The organism is Bradyrhizobium sp. ERR14, assembly GCF_014198235.1.
In the GTDB taxonomy this organism is placed as follows: domain Bacteria; phylum Pseudomonadota; class Alphaproteobacteria; order Rhizobiales; family Xanthobacteraceae; genus Bradyrhizobium.
In genome coordinates, this window is record NZ_JACIHD010000001.1 from 1,229,804 (window position 1) to 1,241,686 (window position 11,883).

An 11,883-nucleotide genomic window follows, 5' to 3' on the forward strand; every position below is an offset into this window, starting at 1 on the left:
CATTAGCGGCGGCCAGCCGCTTAATGAGTACACGGACTAGTCATCGAGCTTTTCGGACGTGATCGCGCCGGTCTTGGCGTCGGCGTGAAATTCCATTCTCTGGCAGCAGCAAGCATCCATGAACGCCAAGAACGTGGCATAGTCCCCCAGTTGCGATTCCATCCCATGCTATCGCTTCGAGTTTTAGTGTCGCAATACACGCTGGAAGAAGTCCCTGATATTCTCTTCCGATTCTTCGCCCGCGAACTATGCCGGAGGTAGCGGCTCGAGCTCTTCCTTGCCGTAATAGCCAATCACGCGGTAGGAGACGACTTTGCCCGATGACCGCGATACAACAACATCCACAAAATAGATTGCTTGATAAGGATTTTCTTCGTCCCCGATCATTTGCTTTTTTAGATGGCTCATCTCGTCAGTGAAAAACACTGCATGCGGCTTTTCATCTATTTCCTCTATCAAAGCACGGTCTGGAGTTGTTTTGGCTTCCGACTTCACGGAGTCTCTCTCCAACCTTTTCCAAACCATAGGAACGCGCTGCAAAACCTCCGCCTTCGGATTCTGAAGTAGCGTCTTTTCGAGCGCAGCGGTTTCAATAATCGATGACGCTTCCTGAGCTGTGACAGTCAACAATTGAACGGTAACCGGACCGTTGATCACATTGAATGTCTGCGATCCGCCGTGACTTGCGATCGGTTTCACTATGTTCGTTGCATCGTCGCAGTCTTTAATGGAGAGATTGTCGGCTGCTGTCGCCTCTCGCTTCTTAGCAAAAAGGTCGATCAGAGACTTAAGATGCTTGCCGAACTTTTCGATCAGCTCGACCTTGTCGATTAGTGGTGCCAGCAAGGGGCCGGCCATTGCCACGGTTGAGACGAGGTCGGGTACTAAGTTGATGTCGATACTGCCGGGTTTGACAACCGACACCAGAAGGCGCGCCTCTGAGTTCTTAGTGGCTAACTCGTTCTCATGTTTCTTTAGGACGCGTCCTAAATGCTGCTCCCCTATGCACGACTGAAGAACAGCGCCAGAACGATTATTGTAAACTGCCTGTAAAGCGGCGGCTCTTTAATAATCGGCCGGCCCACGGGACCATTGAAATATTTGAAGAATTTGGTCGGAGCGAGAGGATTTGAACCTCCGACCCCTAGTCTCCCAGACTAGTGCGCTAACCGGGCTGCGCCACGCTCCGAACGTCGTTCCATTAGCTAGGATCGGCGCGATGCGCAAGGCGAGGCCGCAGCATTTTGCCGTCCGGGCCAAAGTCCCCGGCACTGCCCGCAAGCCGGCGAAGCCCGCCCCTACCCGTCCTTCAGCGCCTGATCCAGCATCTCGCGGCAGGCGACGAGGTCGGCAAGGACGCGCCCGAGCCGTTCCCGGTCCAGCGCGCTGGGGCCGGCCGGGGCCGCGGCGGCGGTGCCGCCCTTGCGGAAGGTGGTGAGGATTTCCTCGTCGTCGACCTCGGTGAAGCGGAAGTCGATGCCTTCCTCCTCATCACCCTGGTAGTCGTCATCGTCGGTGTCGGTGACGCCCTTGATGGGCGCCTCCTCGTCGTCGGGCTCCATCAAGCTGGCGCCGATGGCGTCCTCGATGGCGCCGAACGAGACCGCGGCGGCGCTGTCGGCAAGGCCCTGCACCGATTTGACGCCGTGCTCCTTCAGAATCCGCTGCACCCCGCGGATGGTGTAGCCCTCCCCGTAGAGCAGACGGCGGATGCCCTTGAGCAGGTCGACGTCGTCGGGGCGGTAATAGCGGCGGCCGCCGCTGCGCTTCATCGGCTTGATCTGGGAGAATCGGGTCTCCCAGAACCGCAGCACGTGCTGCGGAATGTCGAGCTCCTGCGCTACTTCGCTGATGGTTCGGAACGCATCCGGCGCCTTGTCCAAATGCCAAATCCTTTGCGAGAGGCGTTACGCCTCTTGTGGAGCCTTGCTGGCGTCACCGTTGGCGCGGTGCTGGCCGTTGATCCGCTGCTTCAGGATCGCCGAAGGCTTGAACACCATGACGCGGCGCGGCGAGATCGGCACCTCGGTGCCGGTCTTCGGGTTGCGGCCGATGCGCTGACCCTTCTTGCGGACCATGAAGGACCCGAACGAGGACAGTTTCACCGTCTCGCCCTTTTCCAGGCAGTCGGTGATCTCCTTCAGCACGAGTTCCACGAAGGCGGACGATTCCGTGCGCGACAGGCCCACCTTCTGGTAGACGGCTTCGCACAGATCGACACGCGTTACGGTTTTACTTTGATCGGTCATCGCCCTGCCCCACATCACGGCGAACAATTGTTGTCTGAAATTATGAGGTTACGATACGGCGGTCAACAGCGCTCATCAATGCACACGCATCGATAATCGGCGCTGATTCCGGCAAAATTTTATCGACTGTGGCCCTACCAGCGCACGAGCGCGGAGCCCCAGGTGAAGCCGCCTCCCATGGCCTCCAGCAGGACCATGTCGCCCTTCTTGATGCGGCCGTCCTTGCGGGCCACCGACAGCGCCAGCGGAATCGAGGCGGCCGAGGTGTTGCCGTGACGGTCCACCGTCAGCACCACCTTCTCCGGCGCGATGTGGAGCTTGTGGGCGGAAGCGTCGATGATTCGCTTGTTGGCCTGGTGCGGTACGAACCAGTCGATGGTCTCGGCATTCAGCCCGGTCGCCTGGAAGGCATCGACGATGACGTCGGTGATCATGCCGACCGCGTGCTTGAAGACCTCGCGGCCCTCCATGCGCAGATGGCCGACGGTCTGGGTCGAGGACGGCCCGCCGTCGACGAACAGCTTTGCCTTGTGGCGGCCGTCGGAGCGCAGATGCGTGGTGACGATGCCGCGGTCGGTCGCGGCCTTGCCCGGCTGCTCCTGCGCCTCCAGCACGACCGCGCCGGCGCCGTCGCCGAACAGCACGCAGGTGCCGCGGTCGTTCCAGTCGAGGATGCGCGAGAAGGTCTCGGCGCCGATCACCAGCGCGCGCTTGAACGCGCCGGTGCGCAGGAAATTGTCGGCGGTGGCGAGCGCGAACACGAAGCCGGAGCATACCGCCTGGAGGTCGAAGGCCGCGCCGTGGGTGATGCCGAGCCCGTGCTGCACGGCAACGGCCGTCGCCGGGAAGGTGTTGTCGGGCGTCGAGGTCGCGAGCACGATCAGGTCGATCGACTGCGCGTCCATGCCGGCATCGGTGAGCGCGGCCTGCGCCGCCTTGATCGCCAAATGCGAGGTGAACTCGCCCTCGGCCGCGATGTGGCGCTCGCGAATGCCGGTGCGCTGCACGATCCACTCGTCGGAGGTGTCGATACGCGCCGCCAATTGGGCGTTGGTCACCACCTGCTCCGGCAGATAGGAGCCGCAGCCCAGCACGACCGAACGAATTTGAGTCACGAAACAGCCTCCTGCGCGGCCTGCACGGAATTGAGTGCACCACCCTCGCGGTTGAGCATCTGATTGATCTTGTTCAGGAGATCGTAGTGAGCCATCTCATAGCCAACATCGATCGCATAGGCAAAGCCTTCGGCGCTGGTTCCACCGTGGCTCTTGACCACTAATCCGTTCAAACCCAGGAATACGCCGCCATTGGACTTGTTCGGGTCCATCTTATCGCGCAGGGCCTGGAAGGCGCTGCGCGCAAAGAGATATCCGAGCTTCGACAGCCAGCTCCGCCGCATCTCGTTGCGGAGTAAGTCCGCCATCTGCCGGGCGGTTCCCTCGGCGGCCTTGAGCGCGATGTTGCCGCTGAAACCTTCGGTCACGATGACGTCGGCCAGCCCCTTGCCGATACCGTCGCCCTCGACGAAGCCGATATAGTCGAGCTCCGGCAGGTTCCTCGCACGCAGGATCTCGCTGGCCTCGCGGATCTCCTCGTGCCCCTTGATCTCTTCGGCCCCGATATTGAGCAGCCCGACCGTGGGCCGCTTCTTGTCGAACAGCACGCTCGCCATCGCCGCGCCCATCACCGCGAGCGACACCAGATGGTGCGCGTCACCGCCGATGGTGGCGCCGAGGTCGAGCACGACGGACTCGCCGCGCCTGGTCGGCCATATCCCCGTGATCGCGGGACGGTCGATTCCGGGCAGCGTGCGCAGGTGGAAGCGCGACATCGCCATCAGCGCGCCGGTATTGCCGGCGGAGACCGCGACACCCGCCTCACCCTTCTTCACGGCGTCGATGGCAAGCCACATCGAGGAGGTCTTGCGGCCGCGCCGCAGCGCCTGGCTCGGCTTGTCCGAGCCGCTGACGGCCACGTCGGTGTGGATGATCTTCGAAGCCGCTTTGAGGGCGGGATGCTTCTCAAGCTCGGGCTCAATCCTGGCGCGGTCCCCGACCAGCAGGAACTCGGTCTCGCGATGCCTCTGAAGCGAGATGGCGGCGCCAGGAATGACCACGGCGGCGCCGGCGTCGCCCCCCATGGCGTCCAGCGCGATGCGAACCTTGCTTGGCATAAAAGTCCTGGAAACCTGGTCTGGTGCGGTCTTGGATCAGCGGGACCGCAAAATGAGTTCGCCACGGACATGGCGGCCGGCCAAGCGCCACGCCGCACCCGGGCCGGGGCGCGACAATAGCGTTTTGTACCCCCGAAACAACCTCTTGCCCCCAGCCTTTTGCATCCGGGGCGATCCGGCCGCGAACTCCTGAATCTGCAAGAAATGCACTGAAATCAGCCAGATAAAGAAGGCTTTGAAACCATCCCGGCAAATGCCTCGCGCACCGCCGCAAGACGATCCCTGGGGGAAATGCCCGGCTATTGGCCCTTCTTGTTGTCCTGCAGCGCCTTCAGGGCCGCGAATGGATGGTCCTCCGGATCGGGGGCGGTGACCTCCGGCTCGAACACGACCCCCTCCTTGCGCGGATAGGGATCGATTGCCAGGAACAGGGCGTCGGTGGCGAGCCGGCCAAGGTCGATGATGCCACCCACGATCGCCTCGGGCGGGTCGGCGACCTCAGGCGCCGCCTCCTCGTCCTGCCCCTCCGCGATCAGGTCGGCCAGACGGCGCGCCTCGGCCTCGGGGGCGAACACCAGGTCCACCTCCTCCTCGATCTCGCTTTCGATCGGATCGAGCGTGACCACGCAGGTCTGGCCGATTCGGGCCCGGACGGTGCCGGTCACCTGGACCCGGCCGCCACTCCTGGGCACCACGTCGAAGTCGGCCTGGGCGGACAGGATCTCGCGGAGGCCTGCGACCTCCGCCATCGCCTGCCGCTCGGCGACCGAGGCCTCGAGCTTGCGGTGCAGGCCGGTGTCGGGGATTTGCGCGACGATGACGGGGGCCCGCCAGGGATCGGGCTCGGATCCGGTATTGGGTCGGCTCATGGCGTGTCGCCCTCGAGAAACGCTGGAGGAAACCTGAAGGAGGCGCGCAGCAGCGCGGCCTCGTCGGCCCGGCCGAGATCAGCCTCGGTGGCCCGGGCATAGGCCGCGAGCCGCCTCGCCTGGTCCGGGCTGGTCCCATTCAAGATATTCTTGCAGATCGCCTCTGCCAGGGCCTCGCCGCCGGCCTCGATGGCCTGGTCATAGGCCTGGACGCGGCCGTAAAACGCCTCGCCAAACGCCCGCATCCGCTTCGGCACGGTCTGGTCGCCGACCCCCATCTCGCGCAGATTGTCGTCCATGTCCTCGCAGAAGCGGTCGAACAGCGCCTGCGACAGCTCCGAGGCTCCTGCGGTGGCGCCCTGGACCGTACGCAGGCGCCGCAGCAGCAGCCACAGATGCAGCAGCAACAGGTCGAAACGCCCGTTAACCGTATCGGGCACGCCCAAGTCGCGGTAAAATATGGGTTCTCGCGCCTGCGTCACGATCATGCCATAGATGGCTTCAATGGTGCCCGACGGGGTTAGCCGGGGTTTCCTGAAGTGATTGAACGGCCAAAGCATTGTGGTTTCCGCAAGCGGGCGCGCGCGAGTTGCATTCAGACGCCCAGCCCGGTACTTCAGCGCCTCGCGCGACGCAAGGGGACGGAATCAGTTCCGCTATGACGACAACGAACCAGATCAGCCTGCGCGCGGGTACGCGGCGCGGCCTTCACGCACGCTGGCGCGGCTTGCGCATGCTCGCCGCCGTCGCCCTGGTCGGCGCCGCGCTCACGGGCTGCACCGGCGAGCAATTCCAGAAGGGTTATATCCTGCCGCCCGGTGCGCTGGAGCAGATTCCGATCGGCGCGAGCCAGGACCAGGTGCTGATCGTGATGGGCACGCCCTCCACGGTGGCGACCCTCGACGGCGAAGTGTTCTACTACATCTCCCAGCGCTCGGAGCGCATGGTCGCCTTCATGAACCAGAAGGTGGTCGATCAGCGCGTCATCGCGATCTATTTCGACAAGAACCGGCGCGTGCGGCGCCTCGCGAATTACGGCCTGCAGGACGGCAAGATCTTCGACTTCATCAGCCGCACCACGCCGACGTCGGGCCAGGAGATGAGCTACCTCACGCCGCTGTTCAAGCTGCTCAGCTTTAACTGAGCCCCGGAGCGTTTTCGGGCGAAGCCGGCGACCGGCTCACTTCAGGAAAACGCTTCAAGACAAGCATCCAGAACGCCTTCCAATTCCGCCGGAAGGTATATGCCCTCCGCCTGCGGCGTCGTGCCGCCCTCCGCGCGGCACTGACCGCCGCGCGCGACTTGCCGTCGCATCTGCGGTTTCCTACGCTCCCTGCAAAGAAAGAAGCAGGGAGCGGATTCGTGCCTAAGACTTTGTCCCGACGTCGCGTGCTCACCGGAGTGGCCGGCCTTTCGGCCGCAGCGATCCTGCCGCGATCGAGCCTTGCCGACTGGAAGCCGACCGAAAACGTCCGCCTCGTGGTGCCGGCTGCGGCCGGCGGTTCGACCGACGTGTTGGGCCGGCTCCTGGCCGCGCATCTGCAAACCGCCTGGGGTCAGTCGGCCGTCGTGGAAAACCGCTCGGGCGGCGGCGGCACCATCGGCACTGCCGAGGTGGTTCGTGCCAAGCCCGATGGCCACACCATCCTGGTCGGCAATCCCGGTCCGAACGCGATCGCCTACAGCATCTTCAAGAATCTGACCTACAAGCCGGACCAGCTCCAGCCGGTCTCCAACATGATCCGGATCCCGAACATCGTGTCGGCGCATCCGAAGACCGGCATCAAGTCGGTCGCCGAGCTGATCGCCTTTCTCAAGGCCAATCCGGACAAGCTCAGCTACGCCTCCTCCGGTGTCGGCCAGAGCCCTCACCTCACCGGCGCCTGGTTCCTCCAGCTCACCGGCCTCAAGATGACGCACATCCCGTTCCGTGGCGCCGGACCCGCGCTCCAGGCGGCGCTGGCGGGCGACATCCAGATCCTGTTCGACAACCTCTATCCGAGCCTGCCGCAGGTGCAGAACGGCACGCTCAACGGCCTCTGCGTCACCACCACCGAGCGCAGCGACCTTGCGAAAGACCTGCCGACCATGCGCGAGAGCGCGCCGGAGCTGGCGAATTTCGACGTCTCGTCGTGGTTCTCGGTCTTCCTGCCGAAGGGCGTCTCGCCCGAGGTGCTGAGCGCGCTCAATCTCCAGGTCAAGGCGATGCTGGAGCGCGACGACATCAAGAAGCAGATCGCGGCCATGGGCGCCCGCGCCGACTACGGCACGCCCGAGCAGTTCGCCGCCTTCGTGGATGCCGAGACGAAGAAGTTCGCCGGCATCATCCAGAAGGAAGGGCTGCAGATGGACGTGCATTGACGCACGGCCGCGATCTGTAGGGCGGATTAGCGAAAGCGTAATCCGCCTTCGATGCGGTTCGGGCGGTGGCGGATTACGCTTCGCTAATCCGCCCTACGCACTGTCACTACAAACAAATACCCCGCGGCTCGCACCGCGGGGTTTTGTCTTGTCTCGTCTCTCGCCGCTTAGTGCGCCAGGATCGCCAGCAGCAGCAGGGCCACGATGTTGGTGATCTTGATCATCGGGTTCACCGCGGGACCCGCCGTGTCCTTGTAGGGATCGCCGACGGTATCGCCGGTCACCGCCGACTTGTGGGCGTCAGAGCCCTTGCCGCCGAAATGACCGTCCTCGATGTACTTCTTGGCGTTGTCCCAGGCGCCGCCGCCCGAGGTCATGGAGATCGCGACGAACAGGCCCGTCACGATGACGCCGAGCAGCATGGCACCGACGGCGGAGAACGCCGCCGACTTGCCGGCCACGCCGCCGCCCGCGATCGCGTAGATCAGGAAGTAGACGACGATCGGTGACAGCACCGGAAGCAGCGAGGGGATGATCATCTCCTTGATCGCCGCCCGGGTCAGCAGGTCGACCGCCTTGCCGTAATCCGGCTTGTCGGTGCCCTGCATGATGCCCGGCTTCTCGCGGAACTGACGCCGGACCTCCTCGACGATCGCGCCGGCGGCACGGCCCACCGCGGTCATGCCCATCGCGCCGAACAGATACGGCAGCAGGCCGCCGAACAGCAGGCCCACCACCACATACGGGTTGTTGAGCGAGAAGTCCGGATTGACGCCGGCGAAGTAGGGATGGCGCGCGGAGTCTGCAACGAAGAATTTGAGGTCCTGGTTGTAGGCCGCAAACAGCACGAGCGCACCGAGACCGGCCGAGCCGATCGCGTAGCCCTTGGTGACCGCCTTGGTGGTGTTGCCGACCGCGTCGAGCGCGTCGGTCGACTTGCGCACCTCCTTCGGCAAGCCCGCCATCTCGGCGATGCCGCCCGCGTTGTCGGTGACGGGGCCGAACGCGTCGAGCGCGACGACCATGCCGGCCAGCGCCAGCATGGTGGCAGTCGCGATCGCGATGCCGAACAGGCCGGCGAGGCTATAGGTGACCAGGATGCCGGCGATGATCACGATCGCGGGGAGCGCGGTCGCTTCCATCGAGACGGCAAGGCCCTGGATCACGTTGGTGCCGTGGCCGGTCACCGAGGCCTGGGCGATCGACTTCACCGGCCGATAGTCGGTGCCGGTGTAGTATTCGGTGATCCAGATGATCAGCGCGGTGACGACGAGGCCGACCACGCCGCATTGGAACAGCGCCATGCCGGTATAGTCGACACCATCGAGCTTGCCGAAGCCGATCAGGTAGTAGATCACCAGCGCGATGCCGATCAGCGACAGGACGCCGGTTGCGATCAGGCCCTTATAGAGCGCACCCATGATCGACTGGCTCGGCCCGAGCTTGACGAAGAAGGTGCCGATGATCGAGGTGATGATGCAGATGCCGCCGATCGCGAGCGGCAGCGTCATCATGTTGGCGAGGATCGGCGTCTTGGCGAAGAAGATCGCGGCGAGCACCATGGTGGCGACCGCGGTCACCGCATAGGTCTCGAACAAATCGGCAGCCATGCCGGCGCAATCGCCGACATTGTCGCCGACGTTGTCGGCGATGGTGGCCGGGTTGCGCGGATCGTCCTCGGGAATGCCGGCCTCGACCTTGCCGACGAGGTCGCCGCCGACGTCCGCACCCTTGGTGAAGATGCCGCCGCCGAGACGGGCGAAGATCGAGATCAGCGAGGCGCCGAAGCCGAGCGCCACCATGGCGTCGATGACGGTACGGCTGTCAGGCGCAAGCTTCAGCGAATGCACCAGGAAGCCGAAATAGAGCGTCACGCCGAGCAATGCCAGACCCGCGACCAGGAGGCCGGTGATCGCGCCGGCCTTGAAGGCCAGCTCGAGGCCGCCGGCGAGCGAGGTGGTCGCGGCTTGCGCGGTGCGCACGTTGGCGCGGACCGAGACATTCATGCCGATGAAGCCGGCCGCCCCCGACAGGACGGCGCCGATCAGAAAGCCGATGGCGACGTAGATTCCGAGGAAATAGACAAGCAAGAGGAAGATGACCACGCCGACGATGCCGATCGTCGTGTACTGGCGCCGCAGATACGCCTGTGCACCCTCAGCGACCGCTCCCGCGATCTCCTGCATGCGCGGCGACCCCGCATCCGCGCTTAACACCGAAGACGTCGCCCAAATCGCGTAGACGACGGAAAGCACTCCGCAGAGCACTATCAACCATAATGCTGTCATGTGATTTTTGCCTCAGATCCTTGATGTACCCCCGGCGCCTTTTGTTGTCCGTCGAGCGGTGCGGCGCCTTGATTTCGAACAAAGCCGCCCCTTGCCCAAAAGGGGCGGCCTTAGTCGGTAGCAAGCTTGCCAAAATCAAATTGAGGGTGCAACGCCGGATAAGGCCGAAAACGCCGATCTCGGCAGGTATTTAGGCCAAGTGCAGCGAACTAAGATGCCGGTTTGGAGCAATTCCTAGAAGTGGCTGTAGGACAGCCGCTTCAAAACCAATTCCTGGCCCTGCCCGTCCAGGAAGCGCGGCCCCTGCTTGCCCGCAACGATCGTGCCGATCGCGGTGACGGCAAGGCCGGCCGCCCGCCCCGCGACCATCAGCGCATCGCCCTGCGCCGGCGAGACGGTGCACAGCACCTCGTAATCGTCGCCCCCCGCAAGCAGCGTCTCGACGCAAACCACGTTGCGGGCAACCAGGCTTGCTGCCGCGGCCGAAAGCGGCACGCTCGTCACGTCGACCGTGGCCGAGACCCCGGACGCCGCGCAGAGTTTGGTCAGATCGCCGGCGAGCCCGTCGGAGACGTCCATCGCTGCGGTCGCATGATCGCGCACGGCCCGTGCCAACGGGTTGCGCGGTTGCGGCACGCGATAGCGTGAGATCAGGGCTTCCCTTGCAGCGGGATCGGTCGTGAGCGCTGCGGCAGCGGCGCCGCCCGTGAGCACGTCGAGGCCGAGCGCGGCGTCGCCGATCGTGCCGGTTACCAGGATGCGGTCGCCTGGCCTCGCGCCGGTCCGGCCGACCATCCGCCCCTGCGGCACGCGGCCAAAGGCCGTGATCGAGATCATCTGCGGGCCCGGCGTCGAGACCGTGTCGCCGCCGAGCAGCGGACAGGCGAATTCCTTTGCGTCCTCGCCCAGCGCGTCCGCGAAGGGCCGGAGCCAGGCATCCTCCTGGCTCCGCAGCGCCAGTGTCAGCACGAATCCCGCCGGCGTCGCGCCCTTGGCGGCGAGATCGGACAGGTTCACCCGCAGCGCCTTGCGCGCGATGGTGTCAGGGGGATCGGTGGCAAGATAGTGCACGCCTTCGACGACGGCGTCAGTGGTGACGACGATGTCGTCGCCGGACGACGACAGCACCGCCGCGTCATCGACCAGACCGAACGCACCGGGATCGGTCGCCAGCGGCTTGAAATAGCGCGCGATGAGGGAGTCTTCGGCGGAGGGCTGTGTTCGGTCCTGTGTCACGATAGCAGACCCGTCATCCCTGCGCGATGGCGAAGCCATCGTCGATGGAGGTGCGAGCCCTTGCGAGCCTCGAAGGATGGACGGCCGAGGTGCAACCTCAGCGGCACGCCGCCGCCCTTCGAGGCCTCCGCTTCGCTCCGGCACCTCCAGCGACAATGGCTTCGCCATTGCGCGGGGGTGACGGCTACGGCGGAAGTCATCGCAGCCTACCCCCGCCCGAACTCGTCGCCGCGAAACTGGCGGCCGATCTGGTCGAGCACGGCGTTGACCATGCCGGTCTCCTCGCGGTCGACGAAGGCGTTGGCGACGTCGACATATTCGGAAACGACGACGCGGCCCGGCACGTCCTTGCGGTGCTCCAGCTCATAGGCCCCTGCCCGCAGCACCGCGCGCAGGATCGCCTCGATCCGCTTCAAGGGCCACCCCTTCGACAGCGCCTCGTCGATCAGGGGATCGAGCTTCTTCTGGTCGCGCACGACGCCCGAGACGACGTCGCGGAAGAACGCCGCCTCGGCCGGCAGGTAGGTGTCGCCCTCGACCTCATTGCCGAGCCAATGGCTCTCGAACTCGGCAAAGATGTCGTTGATGCCGGCGCCGGCGATATCCATCTGGTACAGCGCCTGCACGGCCGCGAGCCGCGCCGCGCCGCGCCGGTTTGCCTTCTTCTCGTTAAGCCCTGCCGGCTTCTTGGTGGGATCAGCCATGGC

The 11,883-nt window shown here is 64.5% G+C and carries 13 protein-coding genes and 1 tRNA gene; 2 read left to right on the forward strand and 12 right to left on the reverse strand.

Annotated features, from left to right (window positions below):
* Window positions 1–36: 36 nt before the first annotated feature.
* The 9 genes from GGD62_RS41480 to GGD62_RS06085 all read right to left on the reverse strand — a co-directional run bounded on the left by GGD62_RS41480 (window position 37) and on the right by GGD62_RS06085 (window position 5,851).
* A complete protein-coding gene (locus GGD62_RS41480; protein WP_283813263.1) occupies window positions 37–162 on the reverse strand; it encodes a hypothetical protein in 126 nt (41 codons plus the stop codon).
* A gap of 84 nt (window positions 163–246) precedes the next feature.
* Window positions 247–924 carry a hypothetical protein gene (locus GGD62_RS06050; RefSeq protein WP_183707494.1) on the reverse strand — a complete coding sequence of 226 codons (678 nt, stop codon included), beginning with the start codon at window positions 922–924 and terminating at the stop codon, window positions 247–249.
* A 187-nt stretch (window positions 925–1,111) separates the two neighbouring features.
* Window positions 1,112–1,189, reverse strand: a tRNA-Pro gene (locus GGD62_RS06055).
* 109 nt (window positions 1,190–1,298) lie between these two features.
* Window positions 1,299–1,883: a MerR family transcriptional regulator gene (locus GGD62_RS06060; protein ID WP_183234464.1), complete on the reverse strand. Its 585-nt coding sequence runs from the start codon at window positions 1,881–1,883 to the stop codon at window positions 1,299–1,301.
* A 24-nt stretch (window positions 1,884–1,907) separates the two neighbouring features.
* Window positions 1,908–2,249, reverse strand: a complete 342-nt coding sequence (locus GGD62_RS06065) for an integration host factor subunit alpha (RefSeq protein WP_026202294.1) — start codon at window positions 2,247–2,249, stop codon at window positions 1,908–1,910.
* 134 nt (window positions 2,250–2,383) lie between these two features.
* The gene (locus GGD62_RS06070) at window positions 2,384–3,364 is read right to left on the reverse strand and encodes a beta-ketoacyl-ACP synthase III (RefSeq protein ID WP_018320056.1); all 981 of its coding nucleotides are present in this window, start codon (window positions 3,362–3,364) and stop codon (window positions 2,384–2,386) included.
* Window positions 3,361–4,422 (reverse strand): phosphate acyltransferase PlsX, encoded by a 1,062-nt coding sequence (gene plsX, locus GGD62_RS06075; RefSeq protein ID WP_183707495.1) that lies wholly within the window; start codon window positions 4,420–4,422, stop codon window positions 3,361–3,363. Before plsX ends, GGD62_RS06070 begins: the two co-directional genes overlap by 4 nt.
* A gap of 299 nt (window positions 4,423–4,721) precedes the next feature.
* Window positions 4,722–5,291 (reverse strand): DUF177 domain-containing protein, encoded by a 570-nt coding sequence (locus tag GGD62_RS06080; protein WP_183707497.1) that lies wholly within the window; start codon window positions 5,289–5,291, stop codon window positions 4,722–4,724.
* Entirely contained in the window at window positions 5,288–5,851 is a 564-nt protein-coding gene (locus tag GGD62_RS06085) for a ubiquinol-cytochrome C chaperone family protein (RefSeq protein WP_018320053.1), read from the reverse strand. Before GGD62_RS06085 ends, GGD62_RS06080 begins: the two co-directional genes overlap by 4 nt.
* A 98-nt stretch (window positions 5,852–5,949) precedes the next feature.
* Between GGD62_RS06085 and GGD62_RS06090 the strand changes: the two genes are divergently transcribed.
* Window positions 5,950–6,435: an outer membrane protein assembly factor BamE gene (locus GGD62_RS06090; protein ID WP_177237153.1), complete on the forward strand. Its 486-nt coding sequence runs from the start codon at window positions 5,950–5,952 to the stop codon at window positions 6,433–6,435.
* Between the two features lie 218 nt (window positions 6,436–6,653).
* On the forward strand, window positions 6,654–7,652 hold the full coding sequence (locus tag GGD62_RS06095) for a tripartite tricarboxylate transporter substrate binding protein (protein ID WP_183707499.1): 999 nt from the start codon (window positions 6,654–6,656) through the stop codon (window positions 7,650–7,652).
* A 167-nt stretch (window positions 7,653–7,819) separates the two neighbouring features.
* Here the strand turns inward: GGD62_RS06095 and GGD62_RS06100 are convergent, their stop codons facing one another.
* The 3 genes from GGD62_RS06100 to nusB form a co-directional block, all read right to left on the reverse strand.
* A complete protein-coding gene (locus GGD62_RS06100; protein ID WP_018320050.1) occupies window positions 7,820–9,940 on the reverse strand; it encodes a sodium-translocating pyrophosphatase in 2,121 nt (706 codons plus the stop codon).
* 234 nt (window positions 9,941–10,174) lie between these two features.
* Window positions 10,175–11,176: a thiamine-phosphate kinase gene (gene thiL / locus GGD62_RS06105; protein WP_312014244.1), complete on the reverse strand. Its 1,002-nt coding sequence runs from the start codon at window positions 11,174–11,176 to the stop codon at window positions 10,175–10,177.
* Between the two features lie 206 nt (window positions 11,177–11,382).
* Complete coding sequence (gene nusB, locus GGD62_RS06110) at window positions 11,383–11,880, reverse strand: transcription antitermination factor NusB (RefSeq protein WP_018320048.1); 498 nt, start codon at window positions 11,878–11,880, stop codon at window positions 11,383–11,385.
* Window positions 11,881–11,883: the final 3 nt, after the last annotated feature.

Coding starts and splice junctions, on each gene's coding strand:
- GGD62_RS06090 (WP_177237153.1), top strand. CDS start 5,950: ATGACGACAACGAACCAGATCAGCCTGCGCGCGGGTACGCGGCGCGGC.
- plsX (WP_183707495.1), bottom strand. CDS start 4,422: ATGCCAAGCAAGGTTCGCATCGCGCTGGACGCCATGGGGGGCGACGCC.
- GGD62_RS06100 (WP_018320050.1), bottom strand. CDS start 9,940: ATGACAGCATTATGGTTGATAGTGCTCTGCGGAGTGCTTTCCGTCGTC.
- GGD62_RS06080 (WP_183707497.1), bottom strand. CDS start 5,291: ATGAGCCGACCCAATACCGGATCCGAGCCCGATCCCTGGCGGGCCCCC.
- GGD62_RS06085 (WP_018320053.1), bottom strand. CDS start 5,851: ATGCTTTGGCCGTTCAATCACTTCAGGAAACCCCGGCTAACCCCGTCG.
- GGD62_RS06065 (WP_026202294.1), bottom strand. CDS start 2,249: ATGACCGATCAAAGTAAAACCGTAACGCGTGTCGATCTGTGCGAAGCC.
- nusB (WP_018320048.1), bottom strand. CDS start 11,880: ATGGCTGATCCCACCAAGAAGCCGGCAGGGCTTAACGAGAAGAAGGCA.
- GGD62_RS41480 (WP_283813263.1), bottom strand. CDS start 162: ATGGAATCGCAACTGGGGGACTATGCCACGTTCTTGGCGTTCATGGAT.